The organism is Rossellomorea sp. LjRoot5, assembly GCF_964253455.1.
GTDB lineage: Bacteria > Bacillota > Bacilli > Bacillales > Bacillaceae_B > Rossellomorea.
Genome location: NZ_CAXUQN020000001.1, coordinates 2,349,182 through 2,368,734, shown reverse-complemented (window position 1 = coordinate 2,368,734; position 19,553 = coordinate 2,349,182). Strand labels below are relative to the sequence as shown.

The following is a 19,553-nucleotide window of genomic DNA, read 5'->3' as shown; positions in this document are numbered from 1 at the left end:
ATACCTCCTTAAATGGATTCATATGATGAAAGAGCAAGGGAGGTAGGTGTAGAATGGACGATCGAATAATGAGAGATGCCCCTTCTGAATTGAAATATCCGGATGATATGCTTTCAATCATCCGAAAAGGACTAAAGCCATCTAAATCCAAAAGGATCATCATCATTGGTGCCGGGATGAGTGGACTGGTTGCAGCCTCAACATTAAAAGAGGCTGGACATGACGTCATGATTCTTGAAGGAAACAAGAGGATCGGGGGGAGGGTTTATACTGTTAGGAAGCCGTTTACCTCAGGTAATTATTTGGATGCCGGTGCTATGAGGATTCCAGATAACCATCAGTTGGTATTTGAGTATATACGAAAATTCAAACTGCCATTTCAACCTTTTCAAAATACTTCTTCGAAAGACCTGTTTTTAGTAAATAACATTTTAGTGACGAGAAAACAGTACGAAGCGGATCCGGATATTCTGCAATATCCTCTTCCTGAAAATGAAAGGGGGAAAACCGCTTCTGAACTTTTTCTAGAAGCGACCCAGCCCTTTGTGGATCTATATAATAATAGTGAGCACGAAGAACAATTGAGATTGATAAAGCAATACTCGAATTATTCCGTGGGACAATTTTTGTCTAACAACCCGTTTGGAAAATCCTTATCGTTGAATGCCATCCGGAAAATAAATGTCATTCTCGGGATTGAAGGATTTCCTGAGTTTTCATTTGTCGATATATTGAAAGATATTATTTTTCCGATCTTTAGAAAAGAGACGAAGTTTTATGAAATATCAGGTGGGAATGATCGATTGCCCTATTCATTTATGGGTGACCTACAGTCCCAACTTTTTTTGAACCAAAAAGTGACCCGTATCATACAATCTAAGTCGGGTGTCATCGTTCATACGGTTAACCCATTGGATGGAACGGGGAGAGAGTATCAAGCTGACTTCGTGATCGTCACTATTCCTTTTACCGTATTTCAATTTATTGATGTCGTCCCATATAATTCGATTTCATTTAAAAAGTGGCAGGCGATCCGTGAAGTGACCAATGTGCCTTCTGTAAAAATCGGAATCGAGTTCAGAAGGCGCTTCTGGGAAGAAATGAATTACGGAAACATTGTATCTGATCTTCCCACCCGATTTACTTATATGCCAAGTCATGATATTGGAAGCAATAAGCCTGGTGTGATGCTGGCAAGCTACAGCTGGGGTCAAAACGCTCTCTTATGGAATAGCAAATCGAAGGAAGCAATCATTTCAGAAGTGTTGAAGGAACTATCCAGGGTTTATGGAAATCGGGTTTATACAGAACTGCTGAATTATTTTGTATATAATTGGAGCAAAAATCCTTTCTCGGCAGGATGTTTCACTCTATACACACCGGGACAGGCAGCTGATATCGGGGATTATATCCGGACACCCGAAGGAAGGATCTATTTTGCAGGGGAACATACTTCTTCTTTTCACGGGTGGATAGAGGGAGCGGTAGAATCCGGTATCAGGGCTGCACATGAAGTGAATGGGCGATAAACCAAAAACGCATCTCAACATGCGTTTTTTTACGTTCATGTCGTTTTAGAAAAAAGATCTACTACTTGTTACCTGTTTCCCATAAGAAATCAGATTGAATCCTGAAAAAATCTTCTACTCCTTCGACACTCTGCATAAAGTTAACTATTAAATACTTTATATAGGGGTACTGATGATGTCGTATAAGTCTCGAAATAATAATAGCTTAGTCCCACTAGTATTCGTTTCTATGAAAGCCGTCATCCGGGTAGTATTGATAGGGATCATCCTTATGTATGCAATGGTGTGGCTGATTTCATCGACGGCCATTAAATTGAGGGTGGACAGCCTCTTTTATACTTCCGTATCAGAGCTTGTACCGAAAGAGACATTCCTTATGCTTCTGTCACAGGAAATGACGGGTTTGCGCATCGAGAATAAAGAGGCAATGAATACTGACTTTGATTGGTTGGAAAGCGTAACAAATGTTTCTCTCCTTGACCCAAGGAGTCTATTTGGACGGGAAATCCCTGGAATCGAAAATTATCATACGCATATAGCCGTTGCCGGAAAAGGGACGGACATTACCAATTTACCTAACGAGTCCCCAGCGCCAACGGAGGATCAGTTGAAGGATCAGGAAATCGATCAGAACCAAGTCGATCAAGCCAATCACAACTCAGGTGACGGTGTGCAGGAAATCGAAGAAAAGTCCGTTTTCATTTACCACTCCCACAGTTGGGAAGCCTTTAGCCCACTGATTAAAAACAATGACTCCAAAGACCCTGCAAGTACCAATGAAAAGGTCAATGTCATTGCAGTGGGATCAAAATTGAAACAGGAACTCGAATCACGAGGGATCGGGGCAGTTCAGGATAAGACAGATGTAAACCAAGCGCTAAAAAATAAATCATGGACCTACTTTGAATCCTACAAGTTAACCAGGGGACTGGTTCAGGAAGCAATCGCGCAAGATGACAATCTTACCTATTTAATTGATATTCACCGGGATTCCCAGCCCCGAAATATTACGTCCAAGACGATCAATGGTAAGAACTATGCCCGATTATTTTTCATTGTAGGGAAAGAAAATAAGAACTTTGAAAAGAATCTGAAAATCGCAAAAGAATTGAATGCTAAATTAGAGGAGAAGTACCCTGGTATTAGTAGGGGAGTGTTCGTTAAAACAAAAGCGGAAGGAAACGGGGTTTACAATCAGGATTTAACAGAACGGGCCATGCTCCTTGAATTTGGTGGTGTGGAAAATAACTTAGTAGAATTATATAATTCCACCGAAGCGTTTGCTGAGATTTTTGCAGCTTATTATAAGAAGGATGCGGTTGAGGTAAATGCTCAATAATATTGAAATGACGTGAGCCAAAGGCCCGCGTCATTTTTTGTTTTGCCATTCCCGAATTGATATACGTGGCTTCTAACTGGTTAGTTTCGAGCAATTCTTCCAGTGAACAGAGCCACTATCACTATGAGGATGGCATTCTCTCTGGATATACAGATATTCATTCTCCAGTTCTCTTAGTGATAGCTCAAATAATTGTTTATCGTCTTTTTTGAAAATGTTATGGACAATCAATTTGTTAATTAACTCATTTTTTCGTTTATTGATCGCTTCCTGGAGAATTTCTCCCATAATGATCACTCCTCTTATAATGTAAATGAATAGAGGAAGAGACTTTTTAACGTAAAAAAGCCAACTTCCTAGTAAGATAAGAAGAAGACTTTAGGTGTAAAACTTCAACTTATCTTTCAAGCTTCACGCTTGTGGAATTAGCACAGTGTTCTAGAAAACAGAATCTGTTGCTGAGGTATCATAGGGCCAGTCCCTCTACCTCTCTGGATAAGTGGCTATATGGTTATCAGAATTCAATTATATGTTATATCAAACTATTCCTAGTTGTCAACTATGAATTATGTATAGGCGTAAATAGTTTGAAGGAACAAGGATCAACATGATACCTTTCTCTTTTTACATGCTATTTTCCTATTTTAGACATAGTTTCTTTTTCTAATCTGTCTAAAACATGATAATCTGTATACATACACGTAATTAATGGAGTGGATAGCATGAAGAAAGTGGTTGTCGTTGGTGGAGGGATTACAGGCTTAACAGCTCTGTATTATCTGCAAAAAATGTCCAGGGAACGTAACCTGGATATTGAGTTAGTTTTAATTGAACGAGATCAACAGCTCGGTGGTAAGATCAGGACGATAACGGAAGGTGACTTTATTATGGAAGCTGGCGCAGATTCCATTGTTGCCCGTAATGAGGGAGTTCTTCCGATTGTTAATGAACTTCACCTTCAAGACGAACTCGTATATAACGAAACAGGAACATCCTACATTTATACAAATGGGGAATTGCATAGAATACCCGCCGACACGATTTTCGGCATTCCGATGAGCATAGAATCACTTAATGAAAGCACGCTTATTTCTGAAGCGGGAAAGAAAGCGGCGCTCCTGGACCTGGAGACGAAAAATACTTTATTCACCAAGGAAAGTTCCATCGGAGACTTTTTGGAAGCATTTCTCGGGAAGGAACTGGTGGAAAATCAGATTGCACCTGTATTATCAGGAGTTTATTCAGGCAATTTGTATAAACTGACCATGGCGTCGACCCTTCCATATCTTCTTGATTATAAAAATGAATATGGAAGCATCATCAAAGGGCTATCTGCAAACAAGATGAAATTCAAAGGATCTTCCAATAAAAAGTTTATTTCCTTTAGGCATGGGTTATCCACCATTATCGACCGTCTGGAAGAAGAATGCGGTGATGCGACGATACTAAAAGGAACAGAGACAAAAAATCTCCGTATGACTGCTGCCAAATATGAGCTCACGTTAAAAGGTCATGAAAACATTCAAGCAGATGCTGTCATTTTTGCAACACCACATGATGTGACTCAACAGATCCTAAATCACGAACATTTAAACAAGGATTTTAATGCCCTAAGAAACTCTTCCTTGATCTCCATCTATCTGGGATTTAATGTTCCTGATGAGGAGCTTCCTGCTGATGGTACAGGGTTTATTGTTTCGAATGGCAGTGAGGTGAAGTGCGATGCATGTACATGGACGAGCCGGAAATGGAAGCATACATCCCGAAAGCACAATCTCCTGGTAAGACTCTTTTATAAGAGCACGAGTGCTCATTACGAGCAGTTAAAGAATTTGAAAGAGGACGAGCTGACAAGAGTGGCACTGGATGATATAAGAAAGAGCGTCGGAATCAATGCGGATCCCATTTCAGTGGAAGTGACAAATTGGAAAAATCTAATGCCGAATTATCATCTTTCACACAATCAGGCCGTGCAGGCTTTGGAGCAGTTGCTCTCAACTGAAATGCCCCAAGTGAAACTGGCCGGAGCCTCATACTACGGCGTGGGGATAGGCGCATGTATTCAGAACGGGAAGAAAATAGCAGAGTCATTAATAGAAGACATCATGAAAGAAGCTTGACCTCATAGGAGTCAAGCTTCTTTTGGTAATGAAGGATAAAATACCCCATATGAAAGATAACTATTGAATACTCTTCCATTATTTGAAATAATTGGCTATATAGAGGCGAGTTCATTGTACGAATAAAAACTATTCAATGGAGGAAAACATGACAAACGTACCGAAAATAGTACACAGTGTACTAGATGAATATATTAGACTGTTCAATACATATCTGCCGGAAACCCTGGAAGGCTTGTATTTACATGGGTCCGTTGCCCTGGGAGCATTTGTGAATGATTCAAGTGACATTGATTTTATAACCGTTACCAACCGTCGACTAACCACAGAAGATTCCGACGCACTTAATCGTATCCATACCACACTCCAGCAAACGTTTCAAAAACCGGAAATGGACGGGGTATATATTTTAAAAGAAGATATCGGGAAGATGGATCCAAGCTGTAAAGATGATACCGAAATGTACGCATACTATAACAATGGTGAATTGAACTTTGGAGAATATTTCAACTTTAACCCTATCACATGGTATTTAGTGAAGCATAAGGAGATTAGAGTTGTAGGACCTGAAATTTCATCATCCTTTTCAGGACCATCGGCAGAGGAATTGTGCCAATATGTCCTTCAAAATATGAATACTTATTGGGCTGGAAGACTTCATTCCATCGAAGAATCGGTAGATGAGGTAAAACATTACCCTACCGCTATGATTGATGCTGAAATAGAGTGGTCGGTCCTTGGAGTTCTTCGTCAATATTACACATTGAAAGAAGCGTCTATCATTTCAAAGCAGGATGCCGGTCAGTATGGGTTGCAGGAACTTCCTAGGGAGTGGCATAGTCTGATTAGGGAAGCGATGAACATCCGTTCAGGGTTGAATGGGTTTGATACAAACTCCAATGAATATCGGGGTCAACAAACAATTAAGTTTTTAAAATATCTGATTCCCCTGTGCAATCATTTGTCTAATGAACCACATATTCAACGCTTGGACAAAGAGGTAAAAGGCAGGAAATGATCCTGCCTATACTTACTACACCTTTTTGATGATTTCCATGCCTAATTGATCCAGCGCGTAGTTGACTCCCTGTTGGAGGATTGAAAAGCAGGGAATATGGTTCATCCGATAGCCCCTCTGGGTGACCTTAATACTCAGTTCAGAAGAAATCCCCACAAGTAAACATTTAGTACCTAATAGGGAGGCAGCACTTACGAATTTCTGAATGAAAGATAACGTATAATCATCCACCCTGCTGAGACTGGTCAAATCGATAATCAGAAATTCAGCTTTGTAACGCGGCAGATTGAGAAGTGTTTTATTCAGCAATTCTTCAGCTCGAATTTCATTATAGCGACCAACGAGAGGGACCACGAGAATCGAGTCCAAAACAGGAATGATCGGAGAAGAAATTTCTTTAATGATTTCAGATAATACTTCTGTTCTCTGTTGTGTAATACGGTCCAATTCTTCTTGTGCTGCTAGGGTTTGCTCTTCCATTAGCGCATTGACATTCAAAGAGGGTGAAATGTCGGAAGCGAAAAACTCATAAACACTACAGTCGTCACCACTGATCTGGCTTTTTGCGACCCGGTACCATACTTTGGAACCGAATATTCCAGTCAGAACACCTGCCCAATGACCAGGCATGAAGGTGCCTTCTACTTCTTTTCCCTGAGCGACGTTCACTTTATATTCCCATCCATTGCCAAATTTGACGACGGCCGTTTTATTTTCAATGGAGTAGGATAGAATTTCTGTTATTCCCCACCCGGCAGTTACATATGTATTAGGCAGCTTATCCAGGATCATTTCCGGCTCTCCTATCGATTTCAAGTAGAAGTCACTGACGATTAATCCGGTACGGTAGCCCGCTGTTTCAAGAACCAGTCGCGCCTCTTTTTCACCAGCAATCTCCTCGATAGAATCAATCAACGTTTTAAAAGCAGTATTCACCCAGAATAGAACGACTTCATCATTTTCAAACGTTATAGAGCCCTTTTCCAGGTCCCAATCAAATAAAGAGCCATTCACATCAATATCATACTTCCTCATCATCTTTACCCCCATCAATGCCAGAATAGATTTCTCTACTTTTTTATAAATTATATGAATAAATCAAATACTACTCTTTTACCCAAATCTGATAACAGATAAACCATTGTCTAGTGAAGAAACATGAGTTGGGTATACTAAGTTCCAAACCTTCAGTTTGGAACAAAGGCAGGTACACATATGCACAATATCTTGAAAAAACCAAAAGAGTCCGGGTTGTTCCATTGATCATGTTGATACTATAGAAATCAGGTTATTCATTTGGCTGCCCTGCTTTTTCACGATGGAAAAGGATTCCTCTCTTTACATTTAGGGTAAAGCCTAATGAAATACATAATGTAAAAGGGAGGAAATAACGTGAAGCAAGCCATGTTAATCGTCAATCCATCTTCTGGGAAGGAATTGGGTGAACAATATAGTGACCATGCACTTAAAACAATGAAGGATATGGGGTATGAGACCGTTTTGCGATTGACTAAAGGAGAGGGGGACGCAATGGAATTTGCGAGGGAAGCTTGTGAGAAAAGATACGATTTCCTTGCCGCAATGGGCGGGGATGGCACAATCAATGAAGCCATTAATGGAATGTCTGAACAGGAATACCGTCCTTTATTCGGCCTCATCCCCCTCGGTACGGTCAACGATTTTGCACGTGCTCTCAATATTCCAATGAAACCTGAAGAAGCAATCGATATCTTTAAACAAAATCATGTTCAGAAAACCGACGTTGGAAAGATCAATGATCGATACTTCATCAATATTGTGGCAATCGGAGCATTAGCAGAGGCTTCGTTTTCCACACCGGTTGAACAGAAATCAAAGCTTGGACCACTTGCCTATATAATAGAAGGAATGAAGAAAATGAAAGAGAAGCAGCCGTTTGAGCTTAAGGTCCAATCCGAACATGATTGGGAAGGGGAAGCCCTTCTTATGCTTGTTGCCCTGACCAATTCTGTAGGGGGGATGGAAACCATCGCACCGGAAGCCAAGGTGAATGATGGACAGCTTCATGTCTTTATCATTAAAGATATGGCTCTTCCCAAGTTCCTTTTATTACTTCCTAAAATCCTGCTAGGTGAATTAGCAGAAAGTGAACATGTACACTATATGAAAGTTAGCAAACTCCTGGTGAACTCCACCTATGAAATGATAGCCAATGTTGATGGGGACGAGGGAGACAAACTCCCAATCACAATAGAAAATTTGAAACAGCATCTGGACATTCTCGTTCCGGTTAAGAAATAAGAATTCGCCTAACGAAATGAGAGGGGAGAGGCACTCCTTTTTTTAAGGGAAGTGCTTCGTTGTATAGTAATTCTATCCTTTTTGTGTTACCATTACTTCTTACAGCAAACAAAGGACGTGACTATTCATGATAAACATTCAAATCCCACAAGCGGATATTTCCATAACGGAACGAAGACAACCGAAAGATTCTGAGGAACCAACGATCAAAAGCATCCAAGGCTTTATTGATCTTCACGAAATTCCAAGAGATAAGGGCGGCATTATCTTATTTTATAATATCAATGATGAACTTCTATTCGTTGGGAAAGCCAGAAAGCTGCGACAAAGAGTAAAGAAGCATCTTGAAGATACTGTATCACCACTGCGTAATCACAGAGGAGAAGTCTACCGAATCGACGTAGCTATCGTAGAGGACGCTATGGATCGTGACATTTATGAGACATACATCATCAATAAACTTCAAGCGAAATATAATGTAGACAAAGTGTTCTATAAGTAAGAATACTAAAAGGTACCAGGGGCCGATTGAGGTCCCTGGTACCTTTTTGATTTATAGAGATGTATTTAAGCTTCTAACGGGCATACGCTGGATTCCATTTCACCAACAATTCTTCCCGAACTCCAAAATAGGTTGTATCCGTCCTATCAGTTACTCCGTAAGAAACCTCAGTGCCGTCATCACTCCAATGAATGTTGATCGATACGATGACAGAAGGTCTCTTCACTCCGGCTATCTCAATATCAACTTGTTGCTTCAATTCAAATAACGTTTGAAAGCTGATTTCCCGTCTTTGAATCGATGGTGGGGAGGGGGAATCTTCAATGTTTACATATTTCTTTTTATTATCCAGAATATCATACGTAATAAAAGATTTCCCGGGTTTAATCCAGTACACAATTTGTACTATGCGCCCTGCCTTTAAAGAAGTTCCAGAATATGTTTCATGAAAAAGATCCTCATACTCAATGACTTCATTCAATTTGATGGGATTGATGGTTCCGATCATAAGAACCCCTCCTGGAATAAATGTTGAAAGCTTTATAGTTATAGATATTGGAGGGGTGTCATTCATAGAACCATGAGAACAAAACAGTTCAAAAATAAAAGACCCGTCTTAAAAGAAGGGTCTTTACAGTTTCCTATCTCCTATATGTCATGGATAATCGAAGATCTTCATCTGTCAACACAAATTGATGAACCATTTCCAATGTTTCAGTCAACGTACTTGATAGGTTGCGTCGGGGATAGGCGCAAACGGAAAGAATACCTTCCTGAAAAACATAATCATCAGCAATTGATTCAAACTCTTTAATTAAGTTTGCGTTTGGTTCTTCCGAAATCCATTCGACATGCCCCCAGGTTCTTATGGAAGAATTTAAATTCTTAATGACGGAGAGGTCCTTCTGGAAAGCTTTGAGAATATGCTGAGTGTTAAAGTCCCCATTAAAAAAATAGTAGTCAAAGTTATCAACTAACGAAATGGATGAGAGCTGTTCCTCTGTAAACAATCTGTTCATTCTATTCTTGACCTTGGTGATATTTCTCATGCTTTCAATAATCAACATGTGTTGATTATTTTTCAAACCAGTCCGAATAAATAACATCAAATTCCGAATGTAGGCTTCCTCCTGCTGAAATGGATAAAAAACATGACCTTTCTGTATCGTTCCAAGCTTCAAATCATTTAACACTTCCATATATCCTCACCTCTCGTCCCAAAAATTCTTGCCTTTACACTAGGCTTCTTTAAGCATAACATAAACGTATAAGAAGCTATACAGATTTATGATTGAATATTCTAATAATTGTGTTTTAGAAGTAATGATCACATGGCACAATTCGTTGTCTTTTCACTTTATCCATAGAATGAGAAAGAGAGGAAGAGAGATGACTCTTCACATCAAAAAATTAACCCACCCAAACACTGATATCCTTAAAGCATTAAACAAATGGGATAACCATCCCGATTTAATTCCATTTATTCGCCCGAATCCAAACAGGGAAGAGCTTGAACAGTGCAGGAACATGGACATGGATGTATTGAAAGAGCGATTGGAATTTCATCATATGTTTCTTATTTACCTTGAAAATAAACTTGTGGGGGAAATGAATTATATGATCGATCCCGCTCATCTTTATAAAAAAGTGAAAGGAACTGCCTGGTTAGGTATTACGATTGGAGATCCCGGGGCACGCGGAAAGGGAATAGGATATAAAGCAATTCGTTATTTAGAAAAGGAAATAAAAAATCAGGGACTAACTAGAATAGAACTTGGTGTTTTTGAATTTAACACCCAGGCATATAAGCTATACAGGCAGATGGGTTATCAGGTAATAGCCAGAATCCCTGACTTTACCTATTGGAATGAACAAATGTGGTCAGATATCCGTATGGAGAAGATCCTGGTTTGATTCTTTCAAAATTAGAGAACTAGGATACATATTACATTCGTAGTTTATTACATTTTTGTAACAATTGTGACAATGATAGTAATCCGACTGCTTTCAACCTCACTCTCCAGTATGATCAGATTCCGCCCAGTTAGATGAAAACGCATTCGAATATCCTAGCTTTTACGTACATAAAAGACCCCGTAAGATCGATTTTTGGATGCGTATAAGCAGAGCGAATCATAAATTTCACTCGTGATTCATCCATAAAATAATATATTTGTAAAATCGTGGTAACCTTTCTATCCTTGTAATAAAGTAAAATGAAATCAGTTGATAGATAAAGGAGGGAACCATATGCAAGAAAGTATTCATAATTACGATGATTTATTAACCATGCTTGATTCATTTTTACGGGAACCTGAACCATTCTGGGATGAGTTTTTTTCTGACCGGGAGAAACCTGTACCTATCTTTGTGAATGCACCCGACGAGAACTTAGTTTCTTATATAGAACGTGGAATAATCACACGGGGCAAGGTACTCGAACTTGGCTGCGGACCGGGTAGGAATGCCATTCACCTTGCAGAAAAGGGATGCGAGGTTGATGCAGTCGATGTATCTAAAACGTCCCTTGATTGGGCTAAGGAACGAGCCAAGGAAAGAAATTTGACCATCAACTTTCTACATCAGAATATCTTTGATTGTGACTTCCCAATTGGAAAGTACGATTTCATATACGATTCAGGATGTTTTCACCATATTGCTCCTCATAGAAGGATAAGTTACTTAACTCTCATTGAAAGAGCATTAGGGGAGGGAGGATACTTTGGTATAACATGTTTTTATCAGGGTGGTAAATTAGGCGGCTCTGATCTATCTGATTGGGAAGTATATAAAAAAGGCTCACTGATGGGAGGGTTAGGATATACAGAAGAACGGTTAAAGAGTGTCTTCCAATCATTAAAGCCCATTGAAATCAGGAAAATGATCGATAAAAATGGTTCAGATAACATGTTTGGCGCATCTGACTTACTGACAGGTCTTTTTCAAAAAAGGTAATTAATAAAAAGGATGGCATCGTCACTAATTTGTGATGATCCCATCCTTTTTTCACACTCTGAATCGAGACAGGAAACGTAAAAATTCGTTTTGTGTTTTATGTTGATATTTTGTAAGTGCGAAGGTTTTAGCTTCCGGCATGGGAAAAGCACTTGAATGGACCTCTAGAAGCCTCCCTTCCAACAGCTCTCTCCTAACTGATGAGGAAGGAAGATAAGATACGCCGAGCCCTTCTGCGATGAACCGTTTCGTAATATGTGTCTGCGAAACTTTCATCATCCTTGTTGTCGGATAAAATTGTTTGATGGTATAACAGAGTTCATCCCAATAAGAAGGGTGATTGTGGGTCAATAAGTAATTCGAAGCCAGTAACTCCTCTTCTTCCAGGGGCGGTGCTGATTCAAAATCCCTTCCATCATGAGGAGCCACCAAAATGACATTATCTGAAAACAAGAGAGTCTGTTCAAGTTCAGGACTGAAACAGGGGAGACAGGAAAGTCCGATATCCACCCTTTCTTCCAAAACTGCGTTTTCTATTTCCGCAGATTCAATGATTTCAACCGAAATCTCCACCTGGGGATGATTCCCCAAATATTGCTTTAACACAAAAGGCAACACATTATCAGCAATCAAAGGGGAGATAGCCATTTTAAGTGTGGTCGTATAACCCTGACTAAAAGATTGAATGTCTGTTATTCCTTCCTCATAAACCTCGATCAATCGCTTCGCATTTTGTAAATAGGATCTCCCCGCTTCTGTCAGTTTGATTTTCTTCCCCTCTCTCTCAAAAAGGACCACTCCGAGTTCTTTTTCAAGTTGTTTAATATGTACCGATACGGTCGGCTGTGAGATATACAATCGCTCGGCAGCTTTCCTGAAATGATTGAATTCAGCTGCGATAATAAATGTTTTAATAATATTCAAATCCACTAGATCTACCCCTTATTATAAAATATAATCAATTCAATTAAATATATTTAATTTTCTTAATTATAAATCCATTATACAATAATTGTAATAAAGCAAAAAGGGGATGTTCTGAATGTTTAGTGAAGGGTTAAAAGGAATAGTCGCAGCTCAAACGTCGATCAGTCACATTAATGGAAAGGAAGGTACCCTCATCTATAGGGGATATGAAATCGGAGAACTCAGTCATCTGTCATTTGAAGGTGCTGCGTTCTTGTTGTGGTATGGGTATCTCCCAAAAGACGAGGATGCAGTGGAAATCAAGAAGAAATTGAGCACTTACCGAGACTTGACACCTGCAATGAAGGACACCCTTCATACTCTCCCAAAAGAAATGGATATCATGAGTGTATTAAGGACGGTTATCTCCTCTATGGGAGGATCAGTTTACAAATGGAAGCCTACTATAGAGCAATCATTGAGATTGACAGCTGTCATACCTACCATCATTGCCTATCGATTCAATATGCTGATGGATCGACCTCTATTAGAGGCAGATACCAAGTTAAGCCATGTGGAGAATTATCTATATATGCTGACCGGAAAAAGTCCTTCAAAGGCAGTTGTGAATGCACTTGAAACATATATGGTTCTCACACTCGAACATGGAATGAATGCTTCTGCCTTCTCGGCAAGGGTCACGGCCTCAACGGAATCAGATCTTGTTTCAGCCATCACTTCAGCGATCGGGACAATGAAAGGTCCACTTCACGGTGGGGCACCATCTGGGGTCATTGATTTATTGAATGAAATAGGCGTGGCTGAAAAAGCCGAAAATATCATCAGAGGAAAATTGCTGAAAGGTGAAAAATTGATGGGATTTGGTCATCGGGTATATAAGACTCATGATCCAAGGGCACTTGCTTTAAGAAAAAAGCTGTTAGAAAATAAGGGGGATGATCACTCTTTGGATCTGGCACTATTTGTCGAGAAGAAGGCGATCGAACTGTTAGCTGAATTAAAGCCGGGAAGATCCCTATACACCAATGTAGAATTTTACGCTGCCGCCATCATGAAATCGATTAATCTGCCATCAGAGTTATTCACACCGACATTTACGGCCGCTCGCATCGTTGGTTGGACCGCACATGTATTGGAGCAGGCTGAAAACAATACCATATTCAGGCCGCAATCCAAATATATTGGAAAACGAAACGCCTAAATAACGAAGCATTTCCGTCTAGTTGATGAAGGTTTTGTGTAAACGCTTAGAGTCCTCTATGCGTTTTTTTCTTTGGAATAGATTATGGTATTGAAGGACAATAAGAAAATTTGTCGAATGGTAAATAGTGCGAACTGGTATAAGGGATATCTTCAAGCATGCTCAATTCTTATATCAATCCTTATTAAAGTTATTCCCTACTTGTTTTCAATCAACCCAATCCCCACCCCGGTAGGGTAACTAATATACTCGAAGAAAGGAGCAAAAGGTTTGTTTGAAACTGTATTAGGTAAACCAAAAGACGGGATGACTGAATACAATACGAAATATAGAACCGCCGTTAAGGCAGTCATAATGCAAGATGGTAAAATCCTTCTTATGCATTCCAACAGGGGAGATTATAAATTTCCAGGAGGCGGAGTCGAAGAAGATGAAAGTCTGTCTGCTGCCCTGATAAGGGAAGTTGCCGAAGAGACCGGCTTCATACACTGTCAGGTAAAAGAGCCTGTAGGTATCGTGACACAAAGGCATATGGACATGAATGATGAAGATACACTATTTGAAATGACTTCACACTATTTTCATTGCGAACTATCAGACTTGGATAAAATACCTCAACGATTAGAAGAATATGAGGCGGAGCTCGAGATGACTCCCAGATGGGTAACATTGGATGAAGCCATTGACGGGAACGAAATGTTGATGGGCACGTATGAGGACAATCGATGGATTAAAAGGGAAAACTATGTTTTGGTAGAATTAAAGAAATTATACGAATAGGACGTAAACGCTTACCTGGTATAGGTTAGGCGTGTTCTTATTCATTCAGGCAAAACCGATTATTTATAAACTATGGAAAAGAGCTGTCTGTTTAATGACCCAGCTCTTTTCGATATGAGAAAATTTTACTCAGTTATTAAATTTCCTATATAGTTAGAGTTTCAATCCGTATTTCTTTAGTTCTTCTGTATCATTGGGCAATGTCACATATCCTTCAAACTTCATATCCAATTTTTCAAGAAGTTTAGAGGAAGAATCATTATCTTTTGTCGTTATCGCCACCAGTCGTTTAATCCCGAGTTCTTTAGCAAACTCCACCGTAGCGCAAGCGGCTTCATATGCATACCCTTGAAATTGATAGTCAGTTAGAAAGGCAAAACCAATATCCACGTCTTCCAGTCCGTCTCGCTTAATCAGTCCACACAAACCGATCGGTGCATGATCAAGCTTTCGTTCTACCAAGAATAATCCGAATCCTTCTTGCTCATACATGGCTCTCGGACCTTTCAAGATATAACGATTTGCATCTTCCAAAGTATGAACCCCTTTGTCTCCAATATATTGAAGCCATCCAGGCTCATTCAATAATGTCAAAATAAATCCTGTATCCGATTCCTCCACCCATCTAAGGGAGAGACGATTCGTTTCTGTTACTTTCATAGTGAACACCCCATTTCCAATCATTCCACCTTATTGTACTTGAAATAGTTAAGAGAGGAAATTCATTATTTTCTCTTAACTACGCTTAATGCTATAAACTTGACCACTAACACCATTGCGAGACACACACCTATTAAAAATCCAAGACTACTATTCAATTTTCTTCATGTTATAGTTTCTTTATACAAAATGAACATAATCTGAGGTGTAATCATGGGCCACAAATTTAAAATCGAAGACCCGAAAATCCCTGCTCGTTTAAGGTCTGCCAATTTTCAAGATATCTATTATGAAGAAGATCCATTCCTATCGAATTGTACGATAGAAAATACGGGGTTGGACCTGGAAGAGATCGATCAGCTCGTACTATCAAAAGTTATGTTTAAAAATGTCTCATTCACCGGTGCATCTTTCCCCCGTATCGACATGACAGATGTCGTGTTTGAAAACTGCGATCTGTCGAATGTAAACTTCAGTGAAGGAATCATCCATCGGGTCATCTTCAAAGAATGCAAATTATTGGGTGTGAATTTTACCGGTGCTCATTTAGGAAATGTCCGTTTTGAAGAGTGCCTGGCAAATATGTGTGACTTTGTTGAAGCAAGATTAAAACAGGTAACATATAACAAGACCTTTTTACAAAATGCCAATTACTCTGACTGTGAACTGCTTAAGGTCAACTTTAATCAGTGCAATCTTAATGATATTGACTTCACTCAGACTAACCTAAAGGGTATTGATATTAGTACATGCAGGTTTACACGCATCAATGTAGCCCTTGAAAATCTTTCTGGTTGTGAAGTTTCACCTGAGCAGGCGATCGGGTTTGCAAGCTTATTGGGATTGAAAGTGAAGGAGTAGTATAAAGACTGTTGTTGTTCAAAACTTCCTTTATCTATGAGTTGACAAGGCAGAATGCCGGAAAAGCTGGTGGCTTGATTGCCATCGCTGCCTATCCGCAGTTTCTTCGTAAATCCAAGAGTTAATGACAGATAAAAAATAATTTCTATTTATTTTAAAAAATGAAAATACGCTCCTTATTTCTTGAAATTTATGGTATGATTCAATGGTCTAAAATACAAGAACATCATGGAGTGAAAGGGGAACATATTTGAATAAGAATCATGTGAAAATCGCAGAAGTAAACGCCGAAAATTGGTACGAATGCTGTCAGCTGGAACTATCTATTGAGCAACAGGAATATATTGAGCCCAATGCCATATCAATCGCTCAATCAAAATTCGAGCCGACTTTAAAACCATTCGCCATTTATTATGAAGATAAAATAGTTGGATTCCTAATGTTCAATTCTGAACCTGAAGAATTGGATGCTTATTGGGTATACCGGATCATGGTGGATAAAAACTATCAAGGTAAAGGAATCGGAAAAGCCGCAACTGATCTGATGATCCATGAAATGACAGAAACCTATGATATTAATAGAATTGTAGTAGGATACCATCCCGAAAATCAAGGGGCCCACCGCTTATATGAGAGTTTAGGATTTATCGATCATGGTGACCGATTTGGCAGGGAAATGGCTGTTTTGAAAAAAGTTACGGTTAACTAACATATTTTGAAAGGGCCTAAAATGATTGGCCCTTTGTGAATTGAGGTTACATTAGAAGCTGAAAGTACCTATCATCTTAAACGAAAGACTTACCCTCTAATCTCCAATATTCCCCGAACCTTTTCCTTTGCGCCCTTCCTCCACTTTTTCACAGCGGATATGGATACATTCTCTACCTCTGCAATTTCACTTACTGTCAGCATATGCAGACAAGTATACATGACCCATTTTCTCTGATTCGCAGTTAAGTCGCCACAGTAACTGAATAGCATTTCTTCGGCCAGTCCTTCTTTGATATGCTCATCCTCGATCATGTCAAAAAACTCCGTCTCTTTGAAAATACTTTTTTCTTCATTTCGATTTTCATTTGTCAATTGAGAAAGTATTCTGCCTCGAACATATGAATAAGCATAAGCAGGAAATGCCCCTTTTTCCGGGTCGAACTTTTGATGTGCCTCCCAAAGTGCAATGAGGCCGGTCTGATAGTATTCAGGTTTGTTTTTGTAAATGTGTAAAGAATGAATGATCTTGTGAATCATCCTGTCATATTGCATATGAAGCTCTTCGAATTTCTCCAAGTCAGTATCCTTTTGACCGGCGCGCCGTTCTTTGTATTCCCAGGTAGCTTAACCTTACAAAGTGTCTGAGCTTGAGACAAAAGGGGGAAATACTTGTTTTCAAAGGGGAAACTGAAACTTCTCAAGGATACTCATCATCGTTAAGTGATAAGGAATTCATCGTTTTGCTAAAAATCTATATGAATGTTGTAAACTGAAAGTGTTTAACAACATTCCCCATTAGCAATACTAAAAGGACCATCCACTATAAGGAGGTCCTAATATGCCTAAGAAAAGTGATGAACACTCAGATCTACTGGTTCAGAAAAATGCAGAGATTGAAAAGCTTGAACAAATGTTAGCCGCCGTCCTTCACTACTTATCCGATGATGAAATTGAAGAGATTGATATCGAATATCTACTTTCGAATACGGATAACCTCAGGGAATGGTGGGGTAGTTATCGGGAGAAAAACAAAAAGAAGCTGGAAGATGAGATAAAAGGGTCCTTAAACAGGTTATCTCTTGAGGAATTAGAACATATCCGGGAACAAATAAAGAATAAAAATGAATAACATCCAGCGGTTTAGAAGTCTAAATGCCCTATAGATAAACACCAATGAAAACATCATAATAATATTATGTAAATTAAATACTATGCAGGAAAATGAATATCGTTAGGTAGATGCCAAGGATCGTCTGCATCTTAAAATGTTATTCCTGCTTAAGAAATGACTGTACCATGTGGAGTCACTTTACAACTTAGGCAGGATTTAAGATGTTAAATATTGAAAAAGAGTAAAGGAATGTTAAAGGTTTACTAATTACATTCAGTGTCAAACGTTTTATACATATGAGAAATAGAAGGAGAATAACCCGATGCAAATACGTAACTCAGCAAAAGCCATCATTATCATAGACAACAAAATACTTCTGACGAAAAACAAAGACGAAGTCAATATTTTTTATCTTTTCCCAGGGGGTGGACAAGAACATGGTGAAACACTCCATGAGGCGTTAAAAAGAGAATGCCTTGAGGAAATTGGATGCGAGGTGTCAGTAGGGGAACTAGTCCATGTAAGGGAGTATATCGGTAAGAACCATGAACACGCAGCATTTGATTCCGAATTGCATCAAATGGAGCTTTATTTCGAGTGTACGCTAGTCCATGAATGGAACAGTGATCAGACTCCATCTAATCCCGATAGTCATCAAGTCGGGGTAGAGTGGATTGATTTGAGTGCACTGAAAGAATATAGATTCTATCCTAAAGAAATAGAATCATATATTGTCAATAAATCATCCAAGGTTTATCTGGGGGACATTAATTAGTTCTATTTATTCAAAAAAGGAGGGAAATGATTGATGAGAATAAGTACTTTTATTTTGACTGGGATATTGGCAGGCATTTATTCAAGTGTGTTAGATGGTTTTGAACAGGACTACAACTTGAATTCCATCTTTAGTGCCTTCCTCTTAACGCTGTTAACGATTGGGACCGGGCTTCTATTACACAGGCTTCCGTCCATAGAAAAGTCGAGGGAATTCTGACTAAACTCTTCTAGAGAATATACGTAAAAGTCTATAGTAAACGGAGTGATAATGATGAATTCTACATATGTATGGTGGGGGGAATCCAAAGTGAAGTTGACATGGCGGCAAAATTCTATCCTTCCTGACACATCACGGGTCACCAGTGTGCATGGATTCTGTTTTAAAGATGGAAAGCTGCTTTTGGTGAATCTTCATAAGCGAGGCTGGGATTTTCCAGGTGGGCATCTTGAAAAGGGTGAATCCCCTGAAGGATGCTTGAAGAGGGAAGTGATGGAGGAAGCCTATGTATCCGGCTCTTCTCATTTTTTAGGTTACCTGATCGTGGATCATCATGATAATCCCCACTGGAATGAACAAAGCCCTTATCCCAAATTAGGCTTTCAACTTTTTTATAGAGTGGACGTGGATGAAATATATACATTCGAAGCAGAATATGAATCCGCTGAACGATGTTGGGTCGAGCCAGATCAAGTAGCTGATTATTATTCTGATTGGAACGGAGTGTACGGGGAGATTCTCTCCCATGCTCGAACAGTAAATTTGTAGGTTTTTAATTTAAATA

Annotated in this window: 23 protein-coding genes and 1 riboswitch; of the genes, 16 read left to right on the top strand and 7 right to left on the bottom strand. The window is 39.3% G+C overall.

Annotated features, from left to right (window positions below; all coding sequences use genetic code 11):
* The first annotated feature begins 53 nt into the window (after positions 1–53).
* Positions 54–1,529 (top strand): flavin monoamine oxidase family protein, encoded by a 1,476-nt coding sequence (locus ACSQ2E_RS12245; RefSeq protein ID WP_435990848.1) that lies wholly within the window; start codon positions 54–56, stop codon positions 1,527–1,529.
* A gap of 172 nt (positions 1,530–1,701) precedes the next feature.
* Positions 1,702–2,868 (top strand): stage II sporulation protein P, encoded by a 1,167-nt coding sequence (gene spoIIP / locus ACSQ2E_RS12240; RefSeq protein WP_435990845.1) that lies wholly within the window; start codon positions 1,702–1,704, stop codon positions 2,866–2,868.
* Between the two features lie 72 nt (positions 2,869–2,940).
* Here the strand turns inward: spoIIP and ACSQ2E_RS12235 are convergent, their stop codons facing one another.
* Entirely contained in the window at positions 2,941–3,156 is a 216-nt protein-coding gene (locus ACSQ2E_RS12235) for a Fur-regulated basic protein FbpA (RefSeq protein ID WP_435990843.1), read from the bottom strand.
* A gap of 106 nt (positions 3,157–3,262) precedes the next feature.
* A riboswitch (SAM riboswitch) is annotated at positions 3,263–3,370 on the bottom strand.
* A 220-nt stretch (positions 3,371–3,590) separates the two neighbouring features.
* Between ACSQ2E_RS12235 and ACSQ2E_RS12230 the strand changes: the two genes are divergently transcribed.
* Both ACSQ2E_RS12230 and ACSQ2E_RS12225 read left to right on the top strand, forming a co-directional pair.
* The gene (locus ACSQ2E_RS12230; RefSeq protein WP_435990841.1) at positions 3,591–4,988 is read left to right on the top strand and encodes a protoporphyrinogen oxidase; all 1,398 of its coding nucleotides are present in this window, start codon (positions 3,591–3,593) and stop codon (positions 4,986–4,988) included.
* A 148-nt stretch (positions 4,989–5,136) separates the two neighbouring features.
* Positions 5,137–6,006, top strand: a complete 870-nt coding sequence (locus ACSQ2E_RS12225; RefSeq protein ID WP_435990839.1) for an aminoglycoside adenylyltransferase domain-containing protein — start codon at positions 5,137–5,139, stop codon at positions 6,004–6,006.
* Positions 6,007–6,021: 15 nt separating this feature from the next.
* Here ACSQ2E_RS12225 and ACSQ2E_RS12220 read toward each other — a convergent pair whose 3' ends face one another.
* Positions 6,022–7,044, bottom strand: a complete 1,023-nt coding sequence (locus ACSQ2E_RS12220; protein ID WP_435990837.1) for an STAS domain-containing protein — start codon at positions 7,042–7,044, stop codon at positions 6,022–6,024.
* 354 nt (positions 7,045–7,398) lie between these two features.
* Between ACSQ2E_RS12220 and ACSQ2E_RS12215 the strand changes: the two genes are divergently transcribed.
* Positions 7,399–8,286 carry a diacylglycerol/lipid kinase family protein gene (locus tag ACSQ2E_RS12215; protein ID WP_435990835.1) on the top strand — a complete coding sequence of 296 codons (888 nt, stop codon included), beginning with the start codon at positions 7,399–7,401 and terminating at the stop codon, positions 8,284–8,286.
* A 127-nt stretch (positions 8,287–8,413) separates the two neighbouring features.
* A complete protein-coding gene (locus tag ACSQ2E_RS12210) occupies positions 8,414–8,788 on the top strand; it encodes a nucleotide excision repair endonuclease (protein ID WP_435990833.1) in 375 nt (124 codons plus the stop codon).
* Between the two features lie 73 nt (positions 8,789–8,861).
* Here the strand turns inward: ACSQ2E_RS12210 and ACSQ2E_RS12205 are convergent, their stop codons facing one another.
* Both ACSQ2E_RS12205 and ACSQ2E_RS12200 read right to left on the bottom strand, forming a co-directional pair.
* Positions 8,862–9,296, bottom strand: coding sequence for a hypothetical protein (locus ACSQ2E_RS12205; protein WP_435990831.1), 435 nt, complete (start codon positions 9,294–9,296; stop codon positions 8,862–8,864).
* Positions 9,297–9,429: 133 nt separating this feature from the next.
* Complete coding sequence (locus ACSQ2E_RS12200) at positions 9,430–9,987, bottom strand: MEDS domain-containing protein (protein ID WP_435990829.1); 558 nt, start codon at positions 9,985–9,987, stop codon at positions 9,430–9,432.
* Positions 9,988–10,177: 190 nt separating this feature from the next.
* Here ACSQ2E_RS12200 and ACSQ2E_RS12195 point away from each other — a divergent pair, with 190 nt between their 5' ends.
* Together ACSQ2E_RS12195 and ACSQ2E_RS12190 are read left to right on the top strand one after the other, a co-directional pair.
* Positions 10,178–10,702, top strand: coding sequence for a GNAT family N-acetyltransferase (locus ACSQ2E_RS12195; RefSeq protein ID WP_435990827.1), 525 nt, complete (start codon positions 10,178–10,180; stop codon positions 10,700–10,702).
* Positions 10,703–11,038: 336 nt separating this feature from the next.
* Positions 11,039–11,743 (top strand): class I SAM-dependent methyltransferase, encoded by a 705-nt coding sequence (locus tag ACSQ2E_RS12190; protein ID WP_435990825.1) that lies wholly within the window; start codon positions 11,039–11,041, stop codon positions 11,741–11,743.
* Positions 11,744–11,794: 51 nt separating this feature from the next.
* Here the strand turns inward: ACSQ2E_RS12190 and ACSQ2E_RS12185 are convergent, their stop codons facing one another.
* Positions 11,795–12,673, bottom strand: a complete 879-nt coding sequence (locus ACSQ2E_RS12185) for a LysR family transcriptional regulator (protein WP_435990823.1) — start codon at positions 12,671–12,673, stop codon at positions 11,795–11,797.
* Between the two features lie 112 nt (positions 12,674–12,785).
* Here ACSQ2E_RS12185 and ACSQ2E_RS12180 point away from each other — a divergent pair, with 112 nt between their 5' ends.
* A complete protein-coding gene (locus ACSQ2E_RS12180; RefSeq protein WP_435990821.1) occupies positions 12,786–13,871 on the top strand; it encodes a citrate synthase/methylcitrate synthase in 1,086 nt (361 codons plus the stop codon).
* 270 nt (positions 13,872–14,141) lie between these two features.
* Positions 14,142–14,651 carry an NUDIX hydrolase gene (locus ACSQ2E_RS12175; protein WP_435990819.1) on the top strand — a complete coding sequence of 170 codons (510 nt, stop codon included), beginning with the start codon at positions 14,142–14,144 and terminating at the stop codon, positions 14,649–14,651.
* A 153-nt stretch (positions 14,652–14,804) separates the two neighbouring features.
* Here the strand turns inward: ACSQ2E_RS12175 and ACSQ2E_RS12170 are convergent, their stop codons facing one another.
* Positions 14,805–15,311: a GNAT family N-acetyltransferase gene (locus ACSQ2E_RS12170; RefSeq protein ID WP_435990817.1), complete on the bottom strand. Its 507-nt coding sequence runs from the start codon at positions 15,309–15,311 to the stop codon at positions 14,805–14,807.
* Between the two features lie 213 nt (positions 15,312–15,524).
* On the opposite strand from ACSQ2E_RS12170, the gene ACSQ2E_RS12165 reads away from it, so the two are divergent.
* Complete coding sequence (locus ACSQ2E_RS12165; RefSeq protein ID WP_435990815.1) at positions 15,525–16,172, top strand: pentapeptide repeat-containing protein; 648 nt, start codon at positions 15,525–15,527, stop codon at positions 16,170–16,172.
* Positions 16,173–16,422: 250 nt separating this feature from the next.
* Entirely contained in the window at positions 16,423–16,881 is a 459-nt protein-coding gene (locus tag ACSQ2E_RS12160; protein ID WP_435990813.1) for a GNAT family N-acetyltransferase, read from the top strand.
* An 89-nt stretch (positions 16,882–16,970) separates the two neighbouring features.
* On the opposite strand, the gene ACSQ2E_RS12155 is transcribed toward ACSQ2E_RS12160, so the two are convergent.
* On the bottom strand, positions 16,971–17,459 hold the full coding sequence (locus ACSQ2E_RS12155) for a sigma-70 family RNA polymerase sigma factor (RefSeq protein WP_435990811.1): 489 nt from the start codon (positions 17,457–17,459) through the stop codon (positions 16,971–16,973).
* A 262-nt stretch (positions 17,460–17,721) separates the two neighbouring features.
* On the opposite strand from ACSQ2E_RS12155, the gene ACSQ2E_RS12150 reads away from it, so the two are divergent.
* The 4 genes from ACSQ2E_RS12150 (at position 17,722) to ACSQ2E_RS12135 (ending at position 19,537) form a co-directional block, all read left to right on the top strand.
* Entirely contained in the window at positions 17,722–18,012 is a 291-nt protein-coding gene (locus ACSQ2E_RS12150) for a hypothetical protein (RefSeq protein WP_435990809.1), read from the top strand.
* Between the two features lie 304 nt (positions 18,013–18,316).
* Complete coding sequence (locus ACSQ2E_RS12145) at positions 18,317–18,769, top strand: NUDIX domain-containing protein (RefSeq protein ID WP_435990807.1); 453 nt, start codon at positions 18,317–18,319, stop codon at positions 18,767–18,769.
* Positions 18,770–18,802: 33 nt separating this feature from the next.
* A complete protein-coding gene (locus ACSQ2E_RS12140) occupies positions 18,803–18,988 on the top strand; it encodes a hypothetical protein (RefSeq protein ID WP_435990805.1) in 186 nt (61 codons plus the stop codon).
* Between the two features lie 54 nt (positions 18,989–19,042).
* Positions 19,043–19,537, top strand: a complete 495-nt coding sequence (locus ACSQ2E_RS12135) for an NUDIX domain-containing protein (RefSeq protein WP_435994516.1) — start codon at positions 19,043–19,045, stop codon at positions 19,535–19,537.
* The last annotated feature ends 16 nt before the right edge of the window (positions 19,538–19,553 follow it).

What these genes read in the sequence shown, in the direction of transcription:
- ACSQ2E_RS12245 (WP_435990848.1), top strand. Translation starts at nt 54, where the DNA reads ATGGACGATCGAATAATGAGAGATGCCCCTTCTGAATTGAAATATCCG.
- spoIIP (WP_435990845.1), top strand. Translation starts at nt 1,702, where the DNA reads ATGATGTCGTATAAGTCTCGAAATAATAATAGCTTAGTCCCACTAGTA.
- ACSQ2E_RS12235 (WP_435990843.1), bottom strand. Translation starts at nt 3,156, where the DNA reads ATGGGAGAAATTCTCCAGGAAGCGATCAATAAACGAAAAAATGAGTTA.
- ACSQ2E_RS12230 (WP_435990841.1), top strand. Translation starts at nt 3,591, where the DNA reads ATGAAGAAAGTGGTTGTCGTTGGTGGAGGGATTACAGGCTTAACAGCT.
- ACSQ2E_RS12225 (WP_435990839.1), top strand. Translation starts at nt 5,137, where the DNA reads ATGACAAACGTACCGAAAATAGTACACAGTGTACTAGATGAATATATT.
- ACSQ2E_RS12220 (WP_435990837.1), bottom strand. Translation starts at nt 7,044, where the DNA reads ATGATGAGGAAGTATGATATTGATGTGAATGGCTCTTTATTTGATTGG.
- ACSQ2E_RS12210 (WP_435990833.1), top strand. Translation starts at nt 8,414, where the DNA reads ATGATAAACATTCAAATCCCACAAGCGGATATTTCCATAACGGAACGA.
- ACSQ2E_RS12205 (WP_435990831.1), bottom strand. Translation starts at nt 9,296, where the DNA reads ATGATCGGAACCATCAATCCCATCAAATTGAATGAAGTCATTGAGTAT.
- ACSQ2E_RS12200 (WP_435990829.1), bottom strand. Translation starts at nt 9,987, where the DNA reads ATGGAAGTGTTAAATGATTTGAAGCTTGGAACGATACAGAAAGGTCAT.
- ACSQ2E_RS12195 (WP_435990827.1), top strand. Translation starts at nt 10,178, where the DNA reads ATGACTCTTCACATCAAAAAATTAACCCACCCAAACACTGATATCCTT.
- ACSQ2E_RS12190 (WP_435990825.1), top strand. Translation starts at nt 11,039, where the DNA reads ATGCAAGAAAGTATTCATAATTACGATGATTTATTAACCATGCTTGAT.
- ACSQ2E_RS12180 (WP_435990821.1), top strand. Translation starts at nt 12,786, where the DNA reads ATGTTTAGTGAAGGGTTAAAAGGAATAGTCGCAGCTCAAACGTCGATC.
- ACSQ2E_RS12170 (WP_435990817.1), bottom strand. Translation starts at nt 15,311, where the DNA reads ATGAAAGTAACAGAAACGAATCGTCTCTCCCTTAGATGGGTGGAGGAA.
- ACSQ2E_RS12165 (WP_435990815.1), top strand. Translation starts at nt 15,525, where the DNA reads ATGGGCCACAAATTTAAAATCGAAGACCCGAAAATCCCTGCTCGTTTA.
- ACSQ2E_RS12150 (WP_435990809.1), top strand. Translation starts at nt 17,722, where the DNA reads ATGCCTAAGAAAAGTGATGAACACTCAGATCTACTGGTTCAGAAAAAT.
- ACSQ2E_RS12145 (WP_435990807.1), top strand. Translation starts at nt 18,317, where the DNA reads ATGCAAATACGTAACTCAGCAAAAGCCATCATTATCATAGACAACAAA.
- ACSQ2E_RS12140 (WP_435990805.1), top strand. Translation starts at nt 18,803, where the DNA reads ATGAGAATAAGTACTTTTATTTTGACTGGGATATTGGCAGGCATTTAT.
- ACSQ2E_RS12135 (WP_435994516.1), top strand. Translation starts at nt 19,043, where the DNA reads ATGAATTCTACATATGTATGGTGGGGGGAATCCAAAGTGAAGTTGACA.